Annotated in this window: 25 protein-coding genes and 1 pseudogene; 19 read left to right on the forward strand and 7 right to left on the reverse strand. The window is 59.8% G+C overall.

The window, feature by feature from the left end:
* Window position 1 precedes the first annotated feature (1 nt).
* From KUF73_RS15945 to KUF73_RS15980, 8 genes are all read left to right on the forward strand, one after another.
* Window positions 2-712 carry an SPOR domain-containing protein gene (locus tag KUF73_RS15945; protein ID WP_218439025.1) on the forward strand — a complete coding sequence of 237 codons (711 nt, stop codon included), beginning with the start codon at window positions 2-4 and terminating at the stop codon, window positions 710-712.
* Between the two features lie 253 nt (window positions 713-965).
* On the forward strand, window positions 966-1,496 hold the full coding sequence (hslV, locus tag KUF73_RS15950) for an ATP-dependent protease subunit HslV (RefSeq protein ID WP_218439026.1): 531 nt from the start codon (window positions 966-968) through the stop codon (window positions 1,494-1,496).
* A gap of 55 nt (window positions 1,497-1,551) precedes the next feature.
* Window positions 1,552-2,889 carry an HslU--HslV peptidase ATPase subunit gene (hslU, locus tag KUF73_RS15955; RefSeq protein WP_218439027.1) on the forward strand — a complete coding sequence of 446 codons (1,338 nt, stop codon included), beginning with the start codon at window positions 1,552-1,554 and terminating at the stop codon, window positions 2,887-2,889.
* 113 nt (window positions 2,890-3,002) lie between these two features.
* Entirely contained in the window at window positions 3,003-3,380 is a 378-nt protein-coding gene (locus tag KUF73_RS15960; protein WP_218439028.1) for a gamma-butyrobetaine hydroxylase-like domain-containing protein, read from the forward strand.
* 261 nt (window positions 3,381-3,641) lie between these two features.
* Entirely contained in the window at window positions 3,642-5,324 is a 1,683-nt protein-coding gene (gene phaC / locus KUF73_RS15965) for a class II poly(R)-hydroxyalkanoic acid synthase (RefSeq protein WP_218439029.1), read from the forward strand.
* 128 nt (window positions 5,325-5,452) lie between these two features.
* Window positions 5,453-6,307 carry a poly(3-hydroxyalkanoate) depolymerase gene (gene phaZ, locus KUF73_RS15970; protein WP_218439030.1) on the forward strand — a complete coding sequence of 285 codons (855 nt, stop codon included), beginning with the start codon at window positions 5,453-5,455 and terminating at the stop codon, window positions 6,305-6,307.
* A gap of 113 nt (window positions 6,308-6,420) precedes the next feature.
* Window positions 6,421-8,103, forward strand: a complete 1,683-nt coding sequence (gene phaC, locus KUF73_RS15975) for a class II poly(R)-hydroxyalkanoic acid synthase (RefSeq protein ID WP_218439031.1) — start codon at window positions 6,421-6,423, stop codon at window positions 8,101-8,103.
* 59 nt (window positions 8,104-8,162) lie between these two features.
* On the forward strand, window positions 8,163-8,780 hold the full coding sequence (locus KUF73_RS15980) for a TetR/AcrR family transcriptional regulator (protein WP_218439032.1): 618 nt from the start codon (window positions 8,163-8,165) through the stop codon (window positions 8,778-8,780).
* A 144-nt stretch (window positions 8,781-8,924) separates the two neighbouring features.
* Here the strand turns inward: KUF73_RS15980 and KUF73_RS15985 are convergent, their stop codons facing one another.
* The 3 genes from KUF73_RS15985 to KUF73_RS15995 form a co-directional block, all read right to left on the reverse strand.
* On the reverse strand, window positions 8,925-9,803 hold the full coding sequence (locus KUF73_RS15985) for a phasin family protein (protein ID WP_218439033.1): 879 nt from the start codon (window positions 9,801-9,803) through the stop codon (window positions 8,925-8,927).
* 10 nt (window positions 9,804-9,813) lie between these two features.
* Window positions 9,814-10,236, reverse strand: a complete 423-nt coding sequence (locus KUF73_RS15990) for a phasin family protein (protein WP_218439034.1) — start codon at window positions 10,234-10,236, stop codon at window positions 9,814-9,816.
* A 221-nt stretch (window positions 10,237-10,457) separates the two neighbouring features.
* On the reverse strand, window positions 10,458-10,733 hold the full coding sequence (locus tag KUF73_RS15995) for a polyhydroxyalkanoic acid system family protein (protein WP_218439035.1): 276 nt from the start codon (window positions 10,731-10,733) through the stop codon (window positions 10,458-10,460).
* Between the two features lie 155 nt (window positions 10,734-10,888).
* Here KUF73_RS15995 and ubiE point away from each other — a divergent pair, with 155 nt between their 5' ends.
* The 11 genes and pseudogenes from ubiE to KUF73_RS31755 all read left to right on the forward strand — a co-directional run bounded on the left by ubiE (window position 10,889) and on the right by KUF73_RS31755 (window position 19,035).
* Window positions 10,889-11,659, forward strand: coding sequence for a bifunctional demethylmenaquinone methyltransferase/2-methoxy-6-polyprenyl-1,4-benzoquinol methylase UbiE (gene ubiE, locus KUF73_RS16000; RefSeq protein ID WP_218439036.1), 771 nt, complete (start codon window positions 10,889-10,891; stop codon window positions 11,657-11,659).
* Window positions 11,659-12,282: an SCP2 domain-containing protein gene (locus tag KUF73_RS16005; RefSeq protein WP_218439037.1), complete on the forward strand. Its 624-nt coding sequence runs from the start codon at window positions 11,659-11,661 to the stop codon at window positions 12,280-12,282. Before ubiE ends, KUF73_RS16005 begins: the two co-directional genes overlap by 1 nt.
* Window positions 12,279-13,883: a ubiquinone biosynthesis regulatory protein kinase UbiB gene (gene ubiB, locus KUF73_RS16010; protein ID WP_218439038.1), complete on the forward strand. Its 1,605-nt coding sequence runs from the start codon at window positions 12,279-12,281 to the stop codon at window positions 13,881-13,883. Before KUF73_RS16005 ends, ubiB begins: the two co-directional genes overlap by 4 nt.
* Before the next feature lie 81 nt (window positions 13,884-13,964).
* Window positions 13,965-14,366 (forward strand): phosphoribosyl-AMP cyclohydrolase, encoded by a 402-nt coding sequence (hisI, locus tag KUF73_RS16015; RefSeq protein ID WP_218439039.1) that lies wholly within the window; start codon window positions 13,965-13,967, stop codon window positions 14,364-14,366.
* Window positions 14,359-14,691 carry a phosphoribosyl-ATP diphosphatase gene (locus KUF73_RS16020; RefSeq protein ID WP_007975564.1) on the forward strand — a complete coding sequence of 111 codons (333 nt, stop codon included), beginning with the start codon at window positions 14,359-14,361 and terminating at the stop codon, window positions 14,689-14,691. The genes hisI and KUF73_RS16020 overlap by 8 nt, the downstream gene beginning before the upstream one ends.
* A 25-nt stretch (window positions 14,692-14,716) precedes the next feature.
* Window positions 14,717-14,989, forward strand: a complete 273-nt coding sequence (locus tag KUF73_RS16025) for a twin-arginine translocase TatA/TatE family subunit (RefSeq protein ID WP_218439040.1) — start codon at window positions 14,717-14,719, stop codon at window positions 14,987-14,989.
* A 10-nt stretch (window positions 14,990-14,999) separates the two neighbouring features.
* Window positions 15,000-15,446, forward strand: a complete 447-nt coding sequence (gene tatB, locus KUF73_RS16030; protein ID WP_218439041.1) for a Sec-independent protein translocase protein TatB — start codon at window positions 15,000-15,002, stop codon at window positions 15,444-15,446.
* Entirely contained in the window at window positions 15,443-16,237 is a 795-nt protein-coding gene (gene tatC / locus KUF73_RS16035) for a twin-arginine translocase subunit TatC (protein WP_371135487.1), read from the forward strand. The genes tatB and tatC overlap by 4 nt, the downstream gene beginning before the upstream one ends.
* A complete protein-coding gene (locus KUF73_RS16040) occupies window positions 16,234-16,941 on the forward strand; it encodes a 16S rRNA (uracil(1498)-N(3))-methyltransferase (RefSeq protein ID WP_218439042.1) in 708 nt (235 codons plus the stop codon). Before tatC ends, KUF73_RS16040 begins: the two co-directional genes overlap by 4 nt.
* A gap of 264 nt (window positions 16,942-17,205) precedes the next feature.
* Window positions 17,206-18,180 (forward strand): annotated as a pseudogene (locus KUF73_RS31750) (methyl-accepting chemotaxis protein); the annotation flags it as partial.
* A 141-nt stretch (window positions 18,181-18,321) separates the two neighbouring features.
* A complete protein-coding gene (locus KUF73_RS31755; protein ID WP_371135496.1) occupies window positions 18,322-19,035 on the forward strand; it encodes a methyl-accepting chemotaxis protein in 714 nt (237 codons plus the stop codon).
* Between the two features lie 171 nt (window positions 19,036-19,206).
* Here the strand turns inward: KUF73_RS31755 and mdoH are convergent, their stop codons facing one another.
* The 4 genes from mdoH to pip all read right to left on the reverse strand — a co-directional run bounded on the left by mdoH (window position 19,207) and on the right by pip (window position 25,313).
* Entirely contained in the window at window positions 19,207-21,777 is a 2,571-nt protein-coding gene (mdoH, locus tag KUF73_RS16050) for a glucans biosynthesis glucosyltransferase MdoH (RefSeq protein WP_218439044.1), read from the reverse strand.
* A complete protein-coding gene (locus KUF73_RS16055; RefSeq protein ID WP_218439045.1) occupies window positions 21,770-23,587 on the reverse strand; it encodes a glucan biosynthesis protein G in 1,818 nt (605 codons plus the stop codon). Before KUF73_RS16055 ends, mdoH begins: the two co-directional genes overlap by 8 nt.
* Before the next feature lie 320 nt (window positions 23,588-23,907).
* Window positions 23,908-24,345: a D-aminoacyl-tRNA deacylase gene (gene dtd / locus KUF73_RS16060; protein ID WP_218439046.1), complete on the reverse strand. Its 438-nt coding sequence runs from the start codon at window positions 24,343-24,345 to the stop codon at window positions 23,908-23,910.
* A complete protein-coding gene (gene pip / locus KUF73_RS16065; protein WP_218439047.1) occupies window positions 24,342-25,313 on the reverse strand; it encodes a prolyl aminopeptidase in 972 nt (323 codons plus the stop codon). Before pip ends, dtd begins: the two co-directional genes overlap by 4 nt.
* Between the last annotated feature and the right edge of the window lie 33 nt (window positions 25,314-25,346).

The raw sequence follows: 25,346 nt of genomic DNA on the forward strand, positions 1-25,346 counted from the left end.
GTTGGCTGCCAAGAAAAAACCTGCACCCAAGCGTGGCGCCAGCCGTTACCAAGCTCCAGCGAAGCAACCGATCCCGGGTTGGCTGTGGATGGCCATCGGCCTGACGGTCGGTGCCTTCGTCGTTTTTCTGATGAAGCTGGAACCGGGCAAGGGCAGTGACACTGTCAAGCGCGAGAAAGTGGAGCAACAACAGAAAGCCACCAAGATCGCCGAAGCGAACAAGACTCCGCCGAGCCCGACGCAACCGGTGAAGCCGAAGTACGACTTCTACACCTTGCTGCCGGAATCGGAAGTCATTGTGCCGCCGGATGCCGTGCCGGAAAAAACCCTGCCGACGCCTCAAGTGCCGGCCGTTCCGACCACGCCGGTTACGCCAGCGGAAGCGGCGAAGATCGACACTGCACGGGCTCAGGCAGCCTTGGCCGGGATCACCCCGCCACCGCCACCACCGGTCACCAAAGCCGCGCCAGTGACCAAGTTCTTCCTGCAGGCCGGTTCGTTCCGCAAAGAGGCGGATGCCGACAAGGTTCGGGCACAGATCATTCTGCTCGGCCAGGCTGTGGCGGTTGAGTCAGGTACGGTGAAAGACGAGACCTGGTATCGGGTATTGGTCGGGCCGTTCAGCAACCGCGAACAACTGACCACCGCGCAGAAGCAACTGGCCGGCGCCGGGTTCAGCAACCTGTTGTTACAACAACGCCAGAGCCGTTGATCAACTGCCACCGCAGCTTCCATGGGTGGCACAAATCCCTGTAGGAGCTGCCGCAGGCTGCGATCTTTTCTAAGATTGCAGCGTGTTTGGTTTGGCAAGACGAAGGGCAAGATCAAAAGATCGCAGCCTTCGGCAGCTCCTACACGCCTCGCACCACTCGTCCCCCGCCGCGTCCTGCGGTTGAAATCCTCTCCACCACCCCCATATGAGTTGGCATAAGGCATTTTCGCCCCGCTGCGTGGAGACTCTTCCCTTGACCACCATCGTTTCAGTTCGCCGCCACGGCAAAGTCGTCATGGGCGGCGACGGCCAGGTTTCCCTCGGCAATACCGTGATGAAAGGCAACGCGAAGAAAGTTCGTCGCCTGTACCACGGCCAGGTCATCGCCGGTTTCGCCGGTGCCACCGCCGACGCCTTTACCCTTTTCGAACGCTTCGAAGGCCAGCTTGAAAAACATCAGGGCCACCTGGTTCGCGCCGCCGTCGAACTCGCCAAAGAATGGCGCACCGACCGCTCCCTGAGCCGCCTCGAAGCCATGCTTGCAGTCGCCAACAAAGACGCCTCCCTGATCATCACCGGCAACGGCGATGTGGTTGAACCGGAAAACGGCCTGATCGCCATGGGTTCTGGCGGTGGTTACGCCCAGGCTGCTGCCAGCGCCCTGCTGAAAAAGACCGACCTGTCGGCCCGTGAAATCGTCGAAACCGCCCTCGGCATCGCCGCCGACATTTGTGTATTCACCAACCACACCCAGACCATTGAGGAGCAGGACTGCGCCGAATAAGCCTGTTCCGGCCTTTGTGCCACGGCTCATTCTTGCTTGAGGTCCGCCAACTATTATGTCCATGACTCCCCGTGAAATCGTCCACGAACTCAATCGCCATATCATCGGCCAGGACGATGCCAAACGCGCCGTCGCCATTGCGTTGCGCAATCGCTGGCGCCGGATGCAGTTGCCAGAAGAGCTGCGTGTTGAAGTAACGCCGAAGAACATCCTGATGATCGGCCCGACCGGTGTCGGTAAAACCGAGATCGCCCGTCGCCTGGCCAAGCTGGCCAACGCCCCGTTCATCAAGGTCGAAGCGACCAAATTCACCGAAGTCGGCTATGTCGGCCGCGACGTTGAATCGATCATTCGTGACCTCGCCGATGCGGCGATCAAGCTGCTGCGCGAGCAGGAAATCACCAAGGTTCGCCACCGCGCTGAAGACGCCGCCGAAGAACGCATCCTCGACGCACTGCTACCGCCGGCGCGCATGGGTTTCAGCAACGACGACACCCCGACTGCCGACTCCAACACCCGTCAGCTGTTCCGCAAGCGTCTGCGTGAAGGCCAACTGGATGACAAGGAGATCGAAATCGAAGTCGCCGAAATGGCCGGCGTCGACATCTCCGCGCCACCGGGCATGGAAGAAATGACCAACCAGCTGCAAAGCCTGTTCGCCAATATGGGCAAGGGCAAAAAGAAGGCCCGCAAGCTCAAGGTCAAGGAAGCGCTCAAGCTGGTGCGCGACGAAGAAGCCAGCCGCCTGGTCAACGATGAAGAGTTGAAAGCCAAGGCGCTGGAAGCGGTCGAGCAGCACGGCATCGTGTTCATCGACGAAATCGACAAGGTCGCCAAGCGCGGTAATTCCGGCGGCGTCGACGTGTCCCGTGAAGGCGTACAGCGTGATTTGCTGCCGTTGATCGAAGGCTGCACCGTCAACACCAAACTGGGCATGGTCAAGACCGACCACATCCTGTTCATTGCATCCGGTGCTTTCCATCTGAGCAAGCCGAGCGATCTGGTGCCGGAACTGCAAGGTCGGTTGCCGATTCGCGTTGAACTGAAGGCCCTGTCGCCAGAAGATTTCGAGCGCATCCTCAGCGAACCGCACGCCTCGCTCACCGAGCAATATTGCGCGCTGCTGAAAACCGAAGGTTTGACCATCGAGTTCCAGCCGAGCGGTATCAAGCGCATCGCGGAGATCGCCTGGCAGGTCAACGAGAAAACCGAAAACATCGGTGCCCGTCGCCTGCATACACTGCTTGAGCGCCTGCTCGAAGAAGTGTCGTTCAGCGCTGGCGACCTGGCCAGTGCCCATGACGACAAGGCGATCCAGATTGACGCTGATTACGTCAACAGCCACCTGGGCGAATTGGCGCAGAACGAAGACCTGTCCCGTTATATCCTGTAGGTCACCTACACCCCTGTAGGAGCTGCCGCAGGCTGCGATCTTTTGACGTTGTATTTCAAGATCAAAAAATCGCAGCCTGCGGCAACTCCTACAGATGCTTTGGATGATCTGTCATGACCCAGCTCCCCACCGACATCAAACTGCACAAAGCCTCGAAAACCCTGACGCTCAAATACGCGTCCGGCGAGGAATACACCCTGCCCGCCGAGTTCCTGCGCGTGCACTCTCCCTCCGCCGAGGTCCAGGGCCACGGCAAACCTATCCTGCAATTTGGCAAGATCAACGTAGGCCTGAGCAAGATAGAACCGGCCGGTCAGTACGCACTGAAATTGACCTTCGACGACGGTCACGACAGCGGCCTGTTCACCTGGGAATACCTCTACGAACTGGGGCGACGTTATGACGCACTCTGGGAGGATTATCTTGCCGAGCTAAAAGCCGCCGGCAAAACCCGCGACCCGAATGAATCCATCGTCAAGCTGATGCTCTAGCCTGAGCCTCTTGCTCTTTAGAGGGCATTTTCTAATTCCATCTGTTTGAATGCTCCGCTTCAGGGCTGTTGATTGGCCTGCTTGCGAAAAAAATTAAACTCGGGTAACCAATGGAGCTGGCAAGTTCCCTGCAGTGCTCTCTGCGAACTAAAAAGCAGCGATGCAGAATTAACGGTCACCCGAGCAGTAGTACCTGGCATTTGCTGTGTGACTACACAGCAAGGCCCCGGGTACTCGTCTCAGGACAATGGAGCGTCGTAGATGAGTAACAAGAATAACGATGACTTGAAGTATCAGGCCTCGGAAAACACCTTGGGACTGAATCCTGTCGTTGGGCTGCGTGGAAAGGATCTACTGGCATCTGCTCGCATGGTGCTCAGGCAGGCCATCAAACAACCGATTCACAGCGCCAAGCATGTTGCGCACTTCGGCCTTGAACTCAAGAACGTGCTGTTCGGCAAATCCGCGCTGCAACCGACCAGTGATGACCGTCGCTTTGCCGACCCGGCCTGGACCCAGAACCCGCTCTACAAACGTTATCTGCAAACCTACCTGGCGTGGCGCAAGGAACTCCACGACTGGATTGACGACAGTAGCCTCTCACCCAGTGACTCTGCTCGCGGGCACTTCGTGATCAATCTCATGACCGAAGCCATGGCCCCGACCAACAGCGCGGCCAACCCGGCGGCGGTCAAACGCTTCTTCGAAACCGGCGGCAAGAGCTTGCTCGACGGCCTGTCGCACCTGGCCAAGGACATGGTTCACAACGGCGGCATGCCGAGTCAGGTCAACATGGGCGCGTTCGAGGTTGGCAAGAGCCTCGCCGTGACCGAAGGCGCGGTGGTGTTTCGCAACGATGTGCTGGAGTTGATCCAGTACAAGCCGATCACCGAGCAGGTCCACGAGCGCCCATTGCTGGTGGTGCCGCCGCAGATCAACAAGTTCTACGTGTTCGACCTGAGCCCGGACAAGAGCCTGGCGCGTTTCTGCCTGCGCAGCAATGTGCAGACCTTCATCGTCAGCTGGCGCAACCCGACCAAAGAACAACGCGAGTGGGGCCTGTCGACGTACATCGAGGCTCTCAAGGAAGCGGTCGATGTGGTCACCGCGATCACCGGCAGCAAAGACGTGAACATGCTTGGCGCCTGCTCCGGCGGTATCACCTGCACCGCCCTGCTGGGTCACTACGCGGCGATCGGAGAGAACAAGGTCAACGCCCTCACCCTGTTGGTGAGCGTGCTCGATACCACCCTGGAAAGCGACGTCGCCCTGTTCGTCAATGAACAGACTCTGGAAGCCGCCAAGCGCCACTCGTACCAGGCCGGTGTGCTGGAAGGCCGCGACATGGCGAAAGTCTTCGCCTGGATGCGCCCCAACGACCTGATCTGGAACTACTGGGTCAACAATTACCTGCTGGGCAACGAGCCGCCGGTTTTCGACATCCTGTTCTGGAACAACGACACCACGCGATTGCCTGCAGCGTTCCACGGCGACCTGATCGAGATGTTCAAAAACAACCCATTGATTCGCCCGAATGCACTGGAAGTGTGCGGTACCGCCATCGACCTCAAGCAGGTGACGGCCGACATCTTTTCCCTGGCCGGCACCAACGACCACATCACCCCGTGGAAGTCCTGCTACAAGTCGGCGCAGTTGTTCGGCGGCAATGTCGAATTCGTGCTGTCCAGCAGCGGGCACATTCAGAGCATCCTGAACCCGCCGGGCAATCCGAAATCGCGCTACATGACCAGCACCGAAAAAATGGCGACCACTGCCGATGAGTGGCAAGAAAACTCCACCAAGCACACCGATTCCTGGTGGCTGCATTGGCAGGCGTGGCAGGCCCAGCGTTCGGGCGAACTGAAAAAAGCGCCTGCAAAACTGGGCAACAAGGCTTATCCGGCAGGTGAAGCGGCGCCGGGCACTTACGTACACGAGCGGTAACTGACACACCTCCCTACTCTGTAGGAGCTGCCGCAGGCTGCGATCTTTAAAAGATCAAGATCAAAAGATCGCAGCCTGCGGCAGCTCCTACAGGGGATCGAGGATGAATTCATAAACAGGGCCAGAGCATGCCGCAACCGTTCATTTTCCGTACCGTCGACCTGGATGGCCAGACCCTCCGCACGGCGGTACGCCCCGGCAAGCCTCACTTGACGCCCTTGCTGATTTTCAACGGCATCGGCGCCAACCTGGAGCTGGTGTTTCCGTTCGTCGCGGCGCTGGACCCGGACCTGGAAGTCATCGCTTTCGACGTGCCCGGTGTCGGCGGTTCGTCGACACCGAATCGGCCTTATCGCTTTCCGGGTCTGGCCAAGCTCACGGCACGCATGCTCGATTATCTCGACTACGGGCAGGTCAATGTGATCGGCGTGTCCTGGGGCGGTGCCCTCGCCCAGCAGTTCGCCTTCGACTACCCGGAGCGCTGCAAGAAACTGGTGCTGGCGGCCACGGCGGCGGGTGCGGTGATGGTGCCGGGCAAGCCGAAGGTGCTGTGGATGATGGCCAGCCCGCGACGCTACATTCAGCCGTCGCACGTGATCCGCATTGCGCCGATGATCTACGGCGGCTCGTTCCGTCGCGACCCGACGCTGGCCGCGAGCCACGCAGCGAAAGTGCGTTCGGCGGGCAAGCTCGGTTACTACTGGCAGCTGTTCGCCGGTCTCGGCTGGACCAGCATTCACTGGCTGCACAAGATCCATCAACCGACGCTGGTACTGGCGGGCGACGACGATCCACTGATTCCGCTGATCAACATGCGTTTGCTGGCCTGGCGAATTCCAAACGCTCAATTGCACATCATCGATGACGGCCATCTGTTCCTGATCACCCGTGCAGAAGCCGTGGCACCGATCATCATGAAATTTCTCGAGGAAGAACGACAACGCGCCGTGATGCATCCGCATCCATCGCCATTGGGCGGTTAGTCGCCCCATTGTCAGTCGGCAGGATGCCGCGCCGCGCAACAACCCATTACAGCGACTATGGTGTTCTGGTTCGGTTGTTAGTTTTTGGCCTGAAGACGAAGGAGTGTTGACTCATGCGTGACAAAGCAGCGCGGGACTCTATGCCCACTCCCGCCGCGTTCATCAACGCACAGAGTGCGATTACCGGCCTGCGTGGCCGGGACCTGATTTCGACCTTGCGCAGCGTCGCCGCCCATGGCTTGCGCAACCCGGTGCACAGCGCCCGGCACGCGTTGAAACTGGGCGGCCAACTGGGTCGCGTGCTGCTGGGCGAAACCCTGTACCCGACCAACTCGCAGGACAGTCGTTTTGCCGATCCGGCATGGAGCCTCAACCCGTTTTATCGCCGCAGTCTGCAGGCCTATCTCGCCTGGCAAAAGCAGGTCAAAAACTGGATCGACGAGAGCAGCATGAGCCCGGACGATCGTGCCCGCGCGCACTTCGCATTCGCCCTGCTCAACGACGCCGTGTCGCCGTCCAACAGCCTGCTCAATCCACTGGCGATCAAGGAGATTTTCAACTCCGGCGGCAACAGCCTGGTGCGCGGGATCAGCCACTTGGTGGACGACCTGCTGCACAACGACGGCCTGCCCCGGCAAGTCACCAAGCAGGCGTTCGAGGTCGGCAAGACCGTAGCGACCACCACTGGCGCCGTGGTGTTTCGCAATGAGTTGCTGGAGCTGATCCAGTACAAGCCGATGAGCGAAAAACAGTATTCCAAGCCGCTGCTGGTGGTGCCGCCGCAGATCAACAAGTACTACATTTTCGACCTGAGCCCTCACAACAGCTTCGTCCAGTACGCTCTCAAGAACAGTCTGCAAACCTTCGTGATCAGTTGGCGCAACCCCGATGTGCGCCACCGTGAATGGGGCCTGTCGACCTACGTGGAAGCGGTGGAAGAAGCCATGAACGTTTGCCGGGCGATCACCGGCGCGCGTGAGGTGAACTTAATGGGTGCCTGCGCCGGCGGGCTGACCATCGCCGCGCTACAAGGCCACTTGCAGGCCAAGCGACAGCTGCGCCGGGTATCCAGCGCGACGTATCTGGTGAGTCTGCTCGACAGTCAGCTGGACTCGCCAGCGACCCTGTTCGCCGACGAACAGACCCTGGAAGCCGCCAAGCGTCGCTCCTATCAAAAGGGCGTGCTGGACGGTCGAGACATGGCCAAGATCTTTGCCTGGATGCGTCCCAACGACTTGATCTGGAGCTACTTCGTCAACAATTACTTGTTGGGCAAAGAGCCGCCAGCCTTCGACATCCTGTACTGGAACAACGACAACACACGCCTGCCGGCAGCCCTGCATGGCGATTTGCTGGACTTCTTCAAACACAACCCGTTGAGCCATCCAGGCGGTCTCGAAGTGTGTGGCACGCCGATCGATTTGCAGAAGGTCACTGTCGACAGCTTCAGCGTCGCCGGTATCAACGACCACATCACGCCGTGGGACGCGGTGTATCGCTCGACCTTGCTGTTAGGTGGCGAGCGCCGCTTCGTACTGTCCAACAGCGGTCACGTGCAGAGCATTCTCAACCCGCCGAGCAATCCGAAAGCCAACTACGTCGAGGGCGCAAAGCTGAGCAGCGACCCACGGGCCTGGTACTACGACGCCAAGCAGGTCGATGGCAGCTGGTGGACCCAGTGGCTGAGCTGGATTCAGGAACGCTCGGGCGCGCAGAAAGAAACCCACATGGCGCTGGGCAACCAGAACTATCCACCGATGGAGGCGGCGCCCGGTACTTACGTGCGCGTGCGCTGACGTTCAACGACCCACGGCCGTCATCGGCCGTGACATGACCCGATCATTAAGAAGACTGGATGAAAACCCGCGACCGGATCCTTGAATGTGCCCTGCAGTTGTTCAATCAGAAGGGTGAACCCAACGTCTCCACCATGGAAGTTGCCAACGAAATGGGCATCAGCCCGGGCAACCTCTACTACCACTTCCACGGCAAGGAGCCGCTGATTCTCGGGCTGTTCGAACGCTTCCAGAGCGAGCTGGCGCCGCTGCTCGACCCACCGTCCGACGTTGAACTGGGACCCGACGATTACTGGCTGTTCCTGCACCTGATCGTCGAACGCCTGGCTCACTACCGGTTTCTGTTCCAGGACTTGTCTAACCTCGCCGGACGCTTGCCGAAGCTCGCCAAGGGCATTCGCAACCTGCTCAATGCGTTGAAACGCACATTGGCGTCGTTATTGGCGCGATTGAAGGCACAGGGTCAGTTGGTCAGCGATACTCAGGCGCTGGGGCAGTTGGTGGAACAGATCACCCTGACGTTGCTGTTCTCACTGGACTATCAGCGGATTCTGGATCGTGAAGGCGAAGTGCGGTTGGTGGTTTACCAGATCATGATGCTGGTGGCGCCGCATTTGCTGCCGCCGATCAAGGTGGCGACGGAGCAAATGGCGATGCAGTATCTCGAAGACCATTAAGATCAAAAGATCGCAGCCTTCGGCAGCACCTACAGGGGAATGCGTTTCAATGTAGGAGCTGCCGAAGGCTGCGATCTTTTGACTTTTTCAATCAAACAAAAACGCCCGACCTTGGCAGGCCGGGCGTTTTTTTGAGCCCTGAAATCAGGACTGACTGGTTGGCGTCGACGGAGCTGGCGCGGCAGTCGGGGTTACAGCAGGGGTTGGTGCAGCCGCGGAGTTCGACGGGCTGACCGGGGCGGCCGGTTTGGCGGCAGCCACTGCTGGTTTTGGTGCGGCGGCTTTCGGAGCAGCCGGTTTTTTCACTGCGGGTTTCTTCGCGGCAGCGGGTTTTGCCGCTGGCTTGGCTGCAGCAGGTTTAGCGGCGGCAGTTTTGGCCGCAGGCTTGGCAGCAGGTTTCGCTGCTGGCTTAGCCGCTGCTTTTGCAGCAACCGGTTTTGCCGCTGGCTTGGCAGCAGCAGGTTTGGCGGCGGCAGTTTTGGCCGCTGGCTTGGCAGCAGCTTTTGCCGCTGGTTTGGCTGCTGGTTTAGCCGCTGCTTTTACCAGTGGCTTGGCAGCAGTTTTGGCCGCTGGCTTGGCCGCTGCGGTTTTCGCCGCAACAGGCGCAACCTTGGCACCGGTGAGTTTTTCGATTTGCTTGGTCAGGGTATCGACCTTGCTGTGCAGTGCTTTGACTTCATTGCGGCTCGGTACACCCAGGCGCGAAATGGCGCTGTTCAGGCGCTTGTCGAAAGCCCCTTCCAGCTCATCCCACTTGCCCAGTGCGCGATCTTTCACGCCGCTGATGCGCGATTTGGCCGAAGAAGCGGAGTCCTTGGCGGCGTCGACAGTTTTGCCAACAGCGCTCTTGGTCAGTTTCTCGGCTTTCTCGCCGTCCTTAACCAATGCATCGAAGAGTTTGCTGCCGTCAGTGTCGATCTTCGAGTACACGCCTAAACCAGCCAGCCAGATTTTGCGGGAGTAGTCTTCGACTTTCCCGATCCACGAGCTGCCTTCTTTATCAGTGTTCTTTTTACCAGCCATCCCGTTCTCCTTAAGATTTACGCGCGACGCGTTCGAGCAATGCCGTCAGCTCATCGAGCTTAGCAGAGAGTGTCTCAACGTCATGTTTAGACGGAATGCCGATACGATTCAAGGCACTTGCGACACGCGAGTCAAACGCCTTCTCGACCTTGTCGAGCTGAACTTCGACCTTGCCTTTGAAAGTGCTCACTTCAGTCTTCGCTTCATCGATCTCGGCATTCGCCGCCTCGAGTTTCTCAGCGACTACTTTTTTGCCTTTCTTTTCAACAGTTTGACCAGCCTTGATCAACTCTTGAAAGTATTCGCTGCCCTCTTGGCCAACCTTGGCGTAGGCACCCAGGCCTGCCAGCCAGATCTTGCGGGCATAGGATTTGACGTCGCCCAGAGCAGTGGTCGATGCGTCGATTTTTTTCTTCAAAATAACTTTGGCCATGGTGCACCTCACGCGCAGAAGGTTTGAGGAACTGCCCGCGAAAGTGTCGGGCTCTGGCACAAAGTAGGGAGAAAAATTAGAAACGGCACCCTAACAACTGACATGAATCGATGGTGGCTTTTGGAAAAGATCGCAGCCTCGTAGCACTCGGCAGCTCCTACAGGTGGATGCCGCCGCATGTAGGAGCTGTCGAATGCAACGAGGCTGCGATCTTTCATCCATCACACCAACGCTTTATCCAGCGCCTTCTCGATTTCCGCTTTGATCATGCTGCTCATGGCCGACATCATCAGGCCCAGTTCCACATCAACCTTGATCGAATCCTCACTGACATGCACCGCGCCTTTAACACCCGAGCGTTTGAGGTTCAGGGTGTCGCCGGACCACTGCGGCTCCAGACCATATTGATCGGAGAGTTTCTGCGCCAGCTTGTCGGCCTTCTCGCGCGCCGCGTCCTTACCCAGGCTGTGGGCACGTTCAACACTAATACGGGCCATCAAATGACTCCTGCTTTATGAATGCTTGTTCGGGATATCTTGACCCTTGCTGCGTCAAATCGTCCCGGCGATTGCCTATCTTACCTTTAGCCATTCCAAGACAAAGCATCCCTTGGGGATTAGAATGTCGCGCATTCTCTTTTGGTGACAGCGATATGACTGATCAGCGCAAAGGCAGCGATGCCGAACCCACCACTCACTTCGGCTTCAAAAACGTTCCGGAAAGCCAGAAAGCGGAAAAAGTCGCTGAAGTTTTCCACTCGGTAGCCGCCAAGTACGACCTGATGAACGACCTTCTGTCGGGCGGCATGCACCGTCTGTGGAAGCGTTTTGCGATCGAACTGTCGGGCGTACGCACCGGCAATCGTGTGCTCGACATCGCCGGCGGCACCGGTGACCTGACCAAAAAATTCTCGCACCTCGTTGGCCCGACCGGCCAGGTGGTATTGGCCGACATCAACGCGTCCATGCTCAAGGTCGGTCGTGACCGCCTGCTGGACCTGGGTGTCGCCGGCAACGTCGAATTCGTCCAGGCCGATGCAGAAAAACTGCCGTTCCCGGACAACCATTTCGACTGCGTGACCATCGCTTTTGGTCTGCGCAACGTGACGCACAAAGAAGATGCCCTGCGCTCGATGCTGCGCGTGCTCAAGCCTGGCGGCCGTTTGTTGGTGCTGGAGTTCTCCAAACCGACCAACGCGCTGATGTCCAAAGCCTACGACGCCTACTCGTTCGCCTTCATGCCACTGATGGGCAAGCTGATCACGAACGACTCGGAAAGCTATCGCTACCTGGCCGAATCGATCCGCATGCACCCGAACCAGGAAACCCTGAAGTCGATGATGGTCGAGGCCGGTTTCGACCGCGTCACCTACCACAACATGACCGCAGGCATCGTCGCCCTGCACCGCGGCATCAAGCCCTGATGCTGCTCGCCGGCCTGCTCGCCAGCGTTGAACTCGGTCTGAACCGGGTGCTGCGCCTCGACAGCACGGCGCTGCCGCGGCTGGCGCATTTGACCGGCAAAGTGATTGCCGTTGATTGCCGCAGCCCGGCGTTGCAAGTGTTCATCCTGCCCAGCGATGAAGGCCTGATGCTCGCGTCCCAGTGGGAAACCGGCGCCGACTGCACCTTGCGTGCACCGGCTTCCAGCCTGCTGAAGCTGGCAATGAGCAAGGACAAGACTTCGATCCTGCATGGCCCCGAAGTCGAGCTCGATGGTGACAGCGGCGTGCTGCTGGAACTGGCGGCCATCCTCCAGGACCTGGAGCTCGACTGGGAGTACGAACTCTCTCGCTGGCTCGGCCCCGTCGCCACGCAACTGGTCGGCGGTCACCTGCGCAGCCGCGCCCGCTGGTACAAGCAAGGGTTCGCCAGTCTTGGCCAGAACCTGGGCGAATACCTGGCCGAAGAATCGCGCGCCCTCGTCGGTCAGCGCGAAGCCGAAGCCCGATTCAGTGAACTGGACCAGATCAAACTCGATCTGGAACGTCTCGAGGCGCGTTTCGAGCGCCTTTCCCGATCCCTCGACCCAAGCGATAACGCATGAAGCTGCTTGCCGTCCGCCGTTTGTTGCGCATCCAGCGCGTCGTGATCCGCTACCGCCTCGATGACCTGCTGTTCGCCCTGCCGCTGCCCTGGTTTTTGCGGGCGCTGCGCTATGCCTTGCCGTGGCGCTGGTTCCCGCGCAAGACGCTGGACCTGAGCCGAGGCGCGCGCTTGCGCCTGGCGCTCCAGGACCTGGGGCCGATTTTCATCAAGTTCGGGCAGATCCTGTCCACCCGTCGCGACCTGCTGCCCGAAGACATCGCCGACGAGCTGATGAAGTTGCAGGACCGCGTGCCGCCGTTCGATTCACAGCTGTCGGTCAAGCTGATCGAAGAGCAGCTCGGCAAAAAAATCAGCGAAGTGTTCAGCCGTTTCGATGTTGAACCGCTGGCCTCGGCTTCGGTGGCGCAGGTGCATGCGGCGCAGTTGAAAACCGGCGAAGAAGTCGTGGTCAAAGTGATCCGACCGGGCCTCAAGCCGATCATCGCGCAGGATCTGGCCTGGCTGTTCATCCTCGCCGGTGCCGCCGAAAAACTCTCCGCCGATGCACGCCTGCTGCACCCGGTGGACGTGGTCAGCGACTACGAAAAAACCATCTACGACGAACTCGACCTGCTCCGCGAAGCCGCCAACGCCAGCCAGTTGAAACGCAATTTCGAAGGTTCGCCCCTGCTGTATGTGCCGCAAGTCTATTGGGACTGGTGCCGGCCGAAAGTGCTGGTGATGGAGCGCATCTACGGCATCCAGGTCACCGATCTGGCGACCCTGGCCGACCAGCGCACCGACATGAAAATGCTCGCTGAGCGCGGCGTCGAGATCTTCTTCACCCAGGTGTTCCGCGACAGCTTCTTCCACGCCGACATGCACCCCGGCAACATCTTCGTCAGCACCGTCAATCCATGGAGCCCGCAATACATTGCAATCGACTGCGGTATCGTCGGCAGCCTGACCCCGGAAGACCAGGACTATCTGGCGCGCAACCTGTTCGCCTTCTTCAAGCGTGACTACCGACGGGTAGCGCAGTTGCACATCGATTCGGGCTGGGTGCCGGCGGAAACCAAACTCAACGAATTCGAAGCGGCGATTCGCACCGTGTGCGAGCCGATTTTCGAAAAACCGTTAAAAGATATTTCCTTCGGCCAGGTGCTGATGCGCCTGTTCCAGACCGCCCGACGCTTCAACATGGAAGTGCAACCGCAGCTGGTTCTGCTGCAAAAAACCCTGTTGAACATCGAAGGCCTGGGCCGTCAGCTGTACCCGGACCTCGACTTGTGGAACACCGCCCAGCCGTTCCTTGAACGCTGGATGCGCGAGCGCGTCAGCCCCAAAGCCTTGCTTGGCAATGTACAGAGCCAGTTCGAACAGATTCCGCACCTGGCCAACATGGCTCGCGACCTGCTCGAACGCATGTCCCAGCCCCACGCCTATGACCCGCCACCACCGTGGCACCGTCGCCGCGACGACTGGTTCCTGCGCCTGCTCGGCACCGCCCACCTGGCCGGCGGTGCGATACTGGCCGCCGGCGGGCCGTTGAACGATCTGGCCTACTGGCCGGCCGGAATCATGATGGCCGTCGGCTTGTATCTGGTCGTTCGCCGATAGCCAGTTGCGTGAACGACTGGCACACTGTTTGAACGCCTGGGTTTGACTAATGAAGTGTCAAACCCGCTGTCGGAGTCGAAGATGAAAAACTGGCTGGACGAGATCAAGTGGGATGCCAATGGCCTGGTGCCGGCGATCGCCCAGGATCACAAGACCGGGCGCGTCCTGATGATGGCCTGGATGAACCGCGAAGCACTGGAACTGACCGCTGCCGAGAACCGCGCCATTTACTGGTCGCGCTCCCGTGGCAAGCTGTGGCGCAAGGGCGAAGAGTCCGGCCACGTGCAGACCCTGCATGAGATGCGCCTGGACTGCGACGCCGACGTCATCATCCTGATGGTCGAGCAGATCGGCGACATCGCCTGCCATACCGGCCGCCAGAGCTGCTTCTACCGCGTTTATGAGAACGGCGACTGGACAACCATCGACCCCGTCCTGAAAGATCCGCACGCCATCTATTCCGCAGGACACAAACATGAGTGACACTCTGACCCGTCTGGCCGAGGTACTGGAAGAGCGCAAAGGCGCCGCCGCCGACAGCTCGTATGTCGCCAGCCTGTACCACAAGGGCTTGAACAAGATTCTGGAAAAAGTCGGCGAAGAGTCGGTCGAAACCATCATCGCTGCCAAGGACGCCGCCGTCAGCGGCGACTGCAGCGATGTGATCTACGAGACCGCCGATTTGTGGTTCCACAGCATGGTCATGCTCGCCCAATTGGGGCAGCATCCACAGGCTGTACTCGATGAACTGGACCGTCGTTTCGGTCTGTCCGGACACGCTGAGAAAGCCTCGCGCCCGTCCGCCTGAATAACTATTAGAGAGGAGCAGCAACATGGGCATTTTTGACTGGAAACACTGGATCGTCATCCTGGTCGTCGTGGTACTGGTATTCGGCACCAAGAAACTGAAAAACCTCGGCACCGACGTCGGCGAGTCGATCAAGGGCTTCAAAAAAGCCATGAACGACGACGAAAAACCGGCCGACCCGACTGCGACCCCGGCCCAACCGGTTCCGCCGGTGCAGCCACAAGCTTCTGTAAACCAGCCGCACACGATCGACGTGCAGGCGCAAAAAGTCGAAGAGCCAATCCGCAAAGACGTGTGAGCACTGACTAATGTTTGGTATCAGCTTCTCTGAACTGCTGCTCGTCGGCCTCGTTGCCCTGCTGGTGCTGGGCCCCGAACGTCTGCCGGGCGCTGCGCGAACCGCAGGCCTGTGGGTCGGGCGTCTGAAGCGCAGCTTCAACGCGATCAAACAGGAAGTTGAACGTGAAATCGGTGCCGACGAGATTCGTCGGCAGCTGCACAACGAGCACATCATGTCGCTTGAGCAGGAAGCACGGAAGATTTTCACCCCGCCCCTGCAAGAGCCGACGACGGTCGAACACGTGGCGCAGCAGACGATTCAGGCTCCCGCCGCGACTGCGCAACCAGCACCCGTCGTAGCGATTGCCGAACCTGCGCCCGTTGTTGCAGCGACACCAGTTGAACCCGTAACACCCGCGGCTGAGCCTGTTGCGCCGGCCCCTCATGACCCAACATTGCCGCCGCGAGCCCCATGAGCGATCTTCCTGAAAACGACCAGCACATGCCGCTGGTTTCGCACCTCACCGAGTTGCGTACCCGCCTGCTGCGCTGCGTAGCGGCAATCTTCATCATCTTCGCCGGGTTGTTCGCCTTCACCCAGCAGATCTACACCTTCGTCTCGACACCGCTGCGGGCTTACCTGCCGGCGGGCGCGACGATGATCGCCACCGACGTGTCGTCGCCGTTCCTGACGCCGCTGAAGCTGACGATGATGGTCTCGCTGTTCCTGGCGATCCCGGTGATCCTGCACCAGATCTGGGGCTTCATCGCGCCGGGCCTGTACAAGCATGAAAAGCGCATCGCGGTGCCTTTGCTGGTCTCCAGCATCGCGCTGTTCTACACCGGCATGGCATTCGCCTATTACCTGGTGTTCCCGCTGATCTTCAAGTTCTTCGCCGCTGCCACCCCGGCCGGTGTGGAAATGATGACCGACATCACCAGCTACCTCGATTTCGTCATGACGCTGTTCTTCGCCTTCGGCGTGGCGTTTGAGATTCCGGTCGCCGTCGTGTTGCTGGTATGGATCGGCGTGGTCGACGTCAAATACCTGAAGAAAATCCGCCCGTACGTGGTCATTGGCTGCTTCGTGGTCGGTATGATCCTGACGCCGCCGGACATCTTCTCGCAAACCCTGCTCGCCGTACCGATGTGGCTGTTGTTCGAGATCGGCATCCTGTTTGGCAGCCTGGTCAGCAAGCGTGGCGAACACCCGGACGACCAACCGGTTGACGATCACAACGACCAGCCACCAGCAACCCAGCCGTGAACCTGCTGTTACTCGAAGAGGCCGACTTCATTGCGGCCGACCGGGTGATCCTGCGTGATCGGCGGTTGACGCACATGCAGGAAGTACATCGCTGTGAAGTCGGTGACAGCATGCGCGTCGGGCGCATCGGCGGGCTGATGGGCTCCGCCGAGGTGCTGCGCCTGGACGCTGCTGAAGCAGAGTTGCGCGTCGTCCTCGACCAACCGGCGCCAACCAAGCTCCCATTGACGCTGGTACTGGCCCTGCCACGGCCCAAAATGCTGCGCAGGGTGTTCCAGACCGTGGCGACCATGGGTGTGCCACGCATCGTGCTGGTGAATAGCTATCGCGTCGAGAAGAGCTTCTGGCAAACCCCGTTCCTTGAGCCGGTAGCGATTCGCGAGCAATTGATTCTCGGCCTCGAACAGGCACGGGACAGCGTGCTGCCGGAAATCGTCATCGAGAAGCGTTTCAAACCGTTTGTCGAAGATCGCCTGCCCGCCATCGCCGAAGGCACGCTCGGCCTGGTCGGCCATCCCGGCAATTACCCGCCCTGCCCCCGGGGCCTGGACGAACCGGTGACCCTGGCCATCGGCCCGGAAGGTGGCTGGATCCCCTACGAAATCGACCTGCTGGGCAAGGCCGGCCTGCAACCCGTGCAGCTCGGCGAGCGCATCCTGCGCGTCGAAACCGCCGTCACCGCGCTGCTTGCCCGCCTCTTCTAGCCATACACCACCCCCATGTAGGAGCTGCCGAAGGCTGCGATCTTTTGATTCTGGCGTTTTTGAGTCCGCCAAAGATCAAGATCAAAAGATCGCAGCCTGCGGCAGCTCCTACAGGTTCGCGCTCGCCTGCCGATACAACGTCCATAAAACCAATGTATGGTCCGGGGGAGTTGCAGCATGTACCAATGGCTGGCCGATAAGCTGGGAAACGTAGGCGTCAATCGCAAACTGGGCGTCGGCTTCGGGCTGGTGCTGCTGCTGACAATGCTGATCACCGTCACCGGCTGGACCGGCCTGAGTGACGTGACGAGTCGCGGCGACAAACTGGGGTACATTTCCAGTCTCAATGACTTGACCAAAGACCTGCGTATTGCCCGCCTGGACTACGAAATGCGCCGTGGCGAACAAGGTCCTGGTGCCGTCAACGACCTGCTGGGCAAGCTCGATACCGGCCTGCAAAGCGGGCGTCAGATGATCGAGCAACCCGCCGACGTGGCCATGATCGAGCAGCAACTGGCTGCCGTCGGTCAGTACCGGCAAGCCTTCGCTGCCATGACTCAGGCTGGCGCCAACCGTGAAGACGCCCGCAGCAAACTCGGCGCCACCGCCGACAATGCTGTAGCCAAGGTCGCGGAAGTCGAAAAGTCCATGCTGCAAGGCGACAGCGTTACGCAGTTCAACAGCGTGATCGACCTGAGCAAACTGCTGCAGCAGGCGCGCTTTCAGGTTCGCGGCTACACCTACAGCGGCAAGACCGAAGCTGAGCAGCCGGCACTCGACGCCATCGACAACGCGCTGAAATACCTCGAAGGCCTGCCGTCCAAACTGCCGGAACAACACATCGCCAACCTGCAACAGGCCGCCGAATCCCTCAAAGCCTACCGCGCAGCAGTCAGCCAGTTCCGTGATTCCCAGGTTGCCAGTGCCGACGCACTCAAGCGCATGGCAGCGCAAGGCGAGATCCTGCTCGACGTCAGCAAGAAGCTCACGATTTCGCAAACTGTCGTGCGCGATACCGACGTAGCGCACGCCAAGAACATGCTGCTGCTGGCCACCGCTTTGGCGCTGGTCTTTGGTCTGTTTGCCGCTTGGGCCATCACCCGCCAGATCGTGATTCCGCTGAACCAGACCCTGAAAGTGGCCGAACGCATCGCCGCCGGCGACCTGACCCACAACCTGGCGTCCCCGCGCCTCGACGAACTGGGCCAGTTGCAGCGCGCCATTCAGAGCATGACCCACGGCCTGCGCGAATTGATCGGCGGCATCAGTGATGGCGTCACGCAAATCGCCAGCGCCGCCGAAGAGTTGTCGGCGGTCACTGAGCAGACCAGCGCCGGGGTCAACAGCCAGAAGGTCGAGACTGATCAGGTCGCCACGGCGATGAACGAAATGACTGCCACCGTGCAGGAAGTCGCACGCAACGCCGAAGAAGCCTCCGAGGCTGCCGTCGCCGCCGACCAACAGGCCCGCGAAGGTGACAAAGTGGTCGGTGAAGCGATCGCCCAGATCGAGCGACTGGCCAAGGAAGTCGGCAACTCGACCGAAGCCATGGGCGAGCTCAAGCGCGAGAGCGACAAGATCGGCAGCGTGCTCGATGTGATCAAGTCCGTGGCCCAGCAAACCAACCTGCTGGCGCTGAACGCGGCGATTGAGGCCGCCCGTGCCGGTGAAGCCGGGCGTGGTTTTGCCGTGGTCGCCGACGAAGTCCGCAGCCTGGCGCAGCGCACCCAGAAGTCCACCGAAGAAATCGAAGAGCTGATCGTCGGCCTGCAAAACGGCACGCAGCAAGTAGCAACGATCATGGACAACAGCCGCGCCCTGACCGACAGCAGCGTTGAACTGACACGCCGCGCCGGTGGTTCGCTGGAGAGCATCACCCGCACGGTGTCGGCGATCCAGGCGATGAACCAGCAAATCGCCGCCGCCGCCGAGCAGCAAAGCGCCGTGGCCGAAGAGATCAACCGCAGCGTGCTGAACGTACGTGATGTGTCGGATCAGACCTCGGCAGCCAGTGAAGAGACGGCGGCGTCCAGCGTTGAGCTGGCGCGACTGGGCACCCATCTGCAGATGCTGGTGGGGCGGTTCAAGGTTTGAGGTGATTCAATTGCCTCGGTTTGCTATGGACCGAGGCGATTGCAATCTGACAGGCGCCAGCGTTACAGAACCTGCCGCAGAACGCCCGCATCTACATGCCATTCAATGCCCCGCGCGAGCGGAAGATCAAATTCAGATCAAAAAAAACCCCGCTTTCGCGGGGTTTTTCTTTTAGGCCGGTTGCGCCTGAATGCTTAACGGTTTGAGCGGCAGCATCGGTGCATGGGGGTCGGCTTTCACCGACTTGCGCCAAGCGCCCAGCCACTCGGCGTGACCTTCGCTCCAGACCTGCTCATGCAGGCGAGCCAGGGCCACCGGATCACTCAGCAACGCCACACGCTCGTTGTTGGTCAGCCCTTCTGGACCGACTTTCATCGCGTGCCGTACCCGCTCGACCCGCAGCCATTCGATCGGCTCGGCCTGACGATGACGGGAGGTCGCCAGCGAGCACGCCAAGGCGTTCTGCTGAGGGTCGACCACCGAACGGACAAAGCCGTCGTTCAGCGCGTGCCAGCGGTTTTCGTGGGTGTACTGGTCGGTTGCCAGCAACGCCTGTGGCGGATTGTATTCCTCAGGAATCAGGAACAGGCTCTCGTCTCGCGACTTCAGGCCCAGACCGACACGGCTGGAGATCACGGAAACAGGGATCGACAGCATCAACGAACCGACGATCGGCACCAGCCACCAGAGGAAGCTCGGGTTCAGCCAGATCACCAACAGTGCCCAGAAGAAACCGAGCAACGTTTGTGGGCCGTGGCGCTTGACCGCTTCGCTCCATGGCGTGGAGTCGTCGTCACGTTGCGGCGAGTTCCAGGTCGCAGCCCAGCCGAGGAACGCAGCCAGCACGAAACGGGTGTGGAAAATCATCCGCACCGGCGCCAGCAGCATGGAGAACAGCATCTCCAGCAACATCGACATCGTCACTTTGAACTTGCCACCGAACTCTTTCGCGCCCTTGGCCCAGATCAGGATGATGCTCAACAGCTTCGGCAGGAACAGCAGCACGACAGTAGTCGAGAACAGCGCGACCGCCTTGTCCGGGTGCCATTGCGGCCAAAGCGGATAAAGCTGTCGAGGCTCCATGAAGTACTGCGGCTCCATCAACGTATTGACTGCCAGTAGCGCCGTGGACAGCACGAGGAAGAAGAACCACAGCGGCGCCGACAGGTAAGACATCACGCCAGTCAGGAACACCGCACGGTGTACCGGGTGCATGCCTTTGACCAGGAACAAGCGGAAGTTCATCAGGTTGCCGTGGCACCAGCGACGGTCACGCTTGAGTTCGTCCAGCAGGTTTGGCGGCAGCTCTTCATAGCTGCCCGGCAAGTCGTAGGCAATCCATACGCCCCAGCCAGCACGGCGCATCAGCGCAGCTTCGACGAAGTCGTGAGACAGAATCGCGCCGGCAAATGCGCCTTTACCAGGCAACGGCGCCAAGGCGCAGTGCTCGATGAACGGCTTCATGCGGATGATCGCGTTGTGACCCCAGTAGTGCGATTCACCCAACTGCCAGAAGTGCAGGCCGGCGGTGAACAGCGGACCGTACACGCGGGTAGCGAACTGCTGCATACGCGCATAAAGGGTATCCATGCCCGACGCTCGCGGCGCGGTCTGGATGATCCCGGCGTCCGGCGTGGCTTCCATCAGGCGCACCAGACTGGTCAGGCACTCGCCGCTCATCACCGAGTCGGCGTCGAGCACGACCATGTACTTGTAGTCACCGCCCCAACGACGGCAGAAGTCGTCGAGGTTGCCGCTTTTACGTTTAACGCGACGGCGACGGCGGCGATAGAAAATCTTGCCGAAGCCTTTCGCTTCTCGGCAGACGTCCAGCCAGGCCTGCTGCTCGGCGACGCAGATATCGGCGTCGTTACTGTCGCTGAGGACGAAGAAGTCAAAGCGATCCAGGTCACCCGTGGCCGCGACCGATTCGAATGTCGCGCGCAGACCGGCGAATACCCGTGGCACGTCTTCGTTGCAGATCGGCATCACCAGTGCGGTGCGCGCATCCTTTGGAATCGGCTCGTTGCCAGCACTTTTACCGGAGATACGGTATTTATCGTGACCGGTGAGCAACTCAAGGAAGCCCATCAGCGCGGTCCAGAAACCGGCCGACACCCAGCAGAACAAAATACCGAACAGGATCAGGATGCTGGTTTGCAACGCATACGGCAGCACTTGCGTGGCGGTTTGCAGCAGCGGCTGATGCAGCACTTCTTGCAGGTCAACGAACGACCAGCCCTGGTACGGCATGATGCCTTTCATGTACCAGCCGGCAACGATGGTCTGACCGAGCATCAACACCAACAGAATGTAGCGGCGGATCGAACCGACGGTGCGCCAGCGCGCAGCCGGCAGAACACGCTCGTCCTTCGGCGGTGCCGGCGGATTGGTGCGACCGGTCAACCGGCGCCAGCCACGCACCAGAATATTGGTACGCCACGGCTCCGGCACGACCTTGGTCCGACGAATCGGCGGGGTCGCCTTGAGGCAGACCCGACCGCTGGCGTCGAGCGCCAGCATTTCGGCGTCCTGCAGCTCTTCGGCGGTGCTCAGGGTCAGGCGCTTGCCAACCGAGGCCTGGGCGGCCTCGGTCGGGGCGTCGAAGGTGGAGGACGACAGACGCTCGTGCAATTCGCTGAAAGACTTGCAGCCCGCGAGTTCCGCGCGCTGCTGGTCGGTCATCGGCAGATGTGCCAGATACTCGGAAAGAGTTTCTGGCTGTACTTGAGAATTACTCATCGGCAGGCAACTGATTGCTCCAGGTTTCGGTCAGGACTTCTTCAGTCGATGCCGATTCCGGTGTGGCTGGGGCCGCGCCGGCAGCGGCAGGCTGCTGGGCGTCTTTGTTGTTGGCCTTGTCCTTGGCATCTGCAACCGGTTTGGCGTCAGCCTGCTTGGCCTCGCCCGACTTGGCGTCCTTGTCCGTTTTCTCCTGCTGCTTGGCGGCGACCTTGTCGGCCTTGGCAACGGAGGAAGTGGACGCTGGAATCGAAGTCTTGGCCAGGTCGGCAGGTACGATGTTCTGAACCAGTGCAGCACGCATCTCGGTAGCCTTGCTCGGGTCCTTGATCTTCATGCGCAGGGTCAGACGCCAGCCCTTGGTTTCAGGGTTGTAGCGCACGCTGTTTTCTACCAGCTCAGCATTGTCGCCAACGCTGACCTGGCTGCGAACGTCGGCCGTTTCCGGCAATGCCGCCAGGGACGGGCCTTCGAAGTCCACCAGATAAGCGACACTACCGTCCGGCTGACGAATCAGGTTGGACTGTTTGACGTCACCGGTGGAACGCAGGGTCTGCTTGACCCAGGCGCTGTCCGGAGCGTGAATCGCGGCTTCGTCCATGGTCCAGTGCATACGATAAGCGACATCGAGCGGCTGGCCAGGTTCAGGCAGGGTTTCCGGGCTCCAGAAGGCCACGATATTGTCGTTGGTTTCGTCGGCGGTCGGAATCTCTACCAGATCGACGGAGCCCTTGCCCCAATCGCCTTTTGGTTCGATCCAGGCGCTTGGGCGCTTGTCGTAGCGATCGTCGAGGTCTTCGAAGTGGCTGAAGTCACGGCCTCGCTGCAGCAAGCCGAAGCCGCGCGGGTTTTCGACCGAGAAATTGCTCACGGCCAGGTGTTTCGGATTGTTCAGTGGGCGCCAGATCCACTCGCCGTTGCCGGCATGGATCGAAAGGCCGCTGGAGTCGTGCAGTTCGCGGCGATAGTTCAGCACTTTTGACGGCTGGTTGGCGCCGAACAGGTACATGCTGGTCAACGGCGCAACGCCAAGCTTGGTGACTTTGTCACGCAGGAACATCTGCGCCTTGACGTCGACGATGGTGTCGCTGCCCGGACGCAAGGTCAGGCGATACGCACCCGTGGCACGTGGCGAATCCAGCAGGGCGAAAATCACCAGGTGCTTGTCGCCTGCCTTTGGCTGTTGAATCCAGAACTCGCGGAAACGCGGGAATTCTTCGCCGGACGGCAATGCAGTGTCGATAGCCATGCCGCGCGCGGACAAACCATAGACGTGGCCCTTGCCGACAACGCGGAAGTAACTCGCGCCGAGCATGGTCATGATTTCGTCTTGTTTGTCAGCCTTGTTGACCGGGTACAGCACACGGAAACCGGCATAGCCGAGTTGTTCGGTGGCTTTTGGGTCGAATTTCAGATCGCCGAAGTCAAAACGACTTGGGTCGTATTTGATCTCTTCGACGGTGTTGGCCGTGATTTCGTTGATTTTCACCGGTGTATCGAAGTGCATACCCTGGTGATAGAAAGACAGCTTGAACGGGGTTTTCTGGTCTGCCCACTCAGCCTTTTCCGTCAGAAAACGAATTTTCTGATAGTCCGCGAATTTCATCTCGCGGAATTCGTTCGGCAGGTTACTGCGCGGCGCTTCGTATTTCTGACCGGCCAGCTCTTTTGCCTTGGCCGACACATCATCCAGATTGAATGCCCAAAGCTGGCCGGCGCTGAGCAGGCAGAGCAGAGCCGAGCCCGCTACCAGAGCGCTACGTAGCCGTTTGGCAGACAATTTTGGTGCGTTACAGGGACTAACAATCACGAGCAACCCTCGCCGAAAACAGATCAAAAAACCAACGGCCAGTTAAAGGGTCTGTACGGTATCCGGTACGAAAAACCGGGCCTGCAGACCACTCTTGCCAAGTTGGCGAGCATTATTCCGACTCCGATGGGGCTGAATGATTCCCCAAACGGTTCAGGACAAGTCTCTACCTAAGTCAAAATGGACCAACGAACGCTGATCCCCGTAGCGCGCGATTATCTAGTAGGCCGCGTTACAACGCATCAGGGGTAACAAAGTATTTATCGGGAAAAACGCCTGTTTTCAGTCGAAATGCGCTTAAAAAGATGTTTCAAGCGCTTTCAGGTCTGTAGCAGGAAGGTTACCGGGCCATCATTGACCAGGTGCACCTGCATATCCGCGCCGAATCTACCTGATGCCACAGTGCCATGCACCTGTTTCGCTTTGCCTAATAGATAGTCGAAAAGTTCCTCGCCCAGGGCCGGAGGGGCCGCGGTCGAGAAACTCGGGCGCAACCCGCTCTTGGTGTCGGCAGCCAGGGTGAACTGTGAGACCAGCAGCAACCCGCCGCCCACGTCCGCCAAAGACAGATTCATCTTGCCCTCGGCGTCGCTGAACACACGATAGTTAAGCAGCTTATTGAGAAGTTTGTCGGCGCTGGCCCGTGTGTCATCGGGCTCGATGGCGACCAACACCAGCAAACCCTGATCGACCGCGCCCACTACCTCACCTGCCACCTCGACTCGCGCGCCACGCACGCGCTGCAGCAAGCCCTTCATGCTTCTTCGGGAGCGAGGTCGAGCAGGCGCCGGGCCATCTGATCGGCGGCACGCACCAAAGCGTCGGTGATACCAGGTTCGGCGGCGGCATGCCCCGCGTCGCGAATGATCTGCAACTCACTATTCGGCCAGGCTTGATGCAGTTCCCAGGCGTTATCCAGCGGACAGATCACGTCATAGCGACCATGGATGATCACGCCCGGCAGATGGGCGATTTTGCCCATGTCGCGAATCAGCTGATTCGGCTCAAGGAACGCATTGTTGGTGAAGTAGTGGCACTCGATGCGGGCGATAGACAAGGCACGCTGAGGCTCGGAGAAGCGGTCGACCACCATCGGGTTCGGACGCAGGGTCGCGGTCCGGCCTTCCCAGGTGGACCAGGCCTTGGCCGCATGCATCTGGGCGATCTGGTCGTTGCCGGTCAGGCGTTTGTGGAAAGCGTTGAGCAAGTCGTGGCGTTCTTCCAGCGGGATCGGCGCGATGTAGTCCTGCCAGTAATCGGGGAACAGACGGCTGGCGCCGGCCTGATAGAACCATTCGATTTCCTGCGGACGGCAGAGGAAAATCCCGCGCACGATCAAACCATGCACGCGCTCCGGATGGGTTTGCGCATAGGCCAGCGCCAGGGTCGAACCCCAGGAGCCGCCGAACAGCACCCATTTGTCGATGCCCAGGTGTTTGCGAATGCGCTCCAGGTCGGCGACCAGATCCCAGGTGGTATTGTTTTCGAGGCTGGCGTGCGGGGTGGACCGACCGCAGCCACGCTGATCGAAGGTCACAATGCGATACAGGTTTGGATCGAAGTAGCACCGACTCTGGGCATCACACCCGGCACCAGGGCCGCCGTGGATGAACACAACCGGCAAACCTTCCGGTGAACCGCTTTCGTCGACATACAGCGTATGGGTTTCATCGACGGCCAGATCGTGCCGGGCGTAGGGTTTGATCTGCGGGTACAAAGTCTGCATTGCGCGCTCCGTAAGGGGTCTAGGTCATCCCTG

Origin of the sequence: Pseudomonas sp. PD9R (assembly GCF_019200975.1) — a bacterium.
GTDB lineage: Bacteria > Pseudomonadota > Gammaproteobacteria > Pseudomonadales > Pseudomonadaceae > Aquipseudomonas.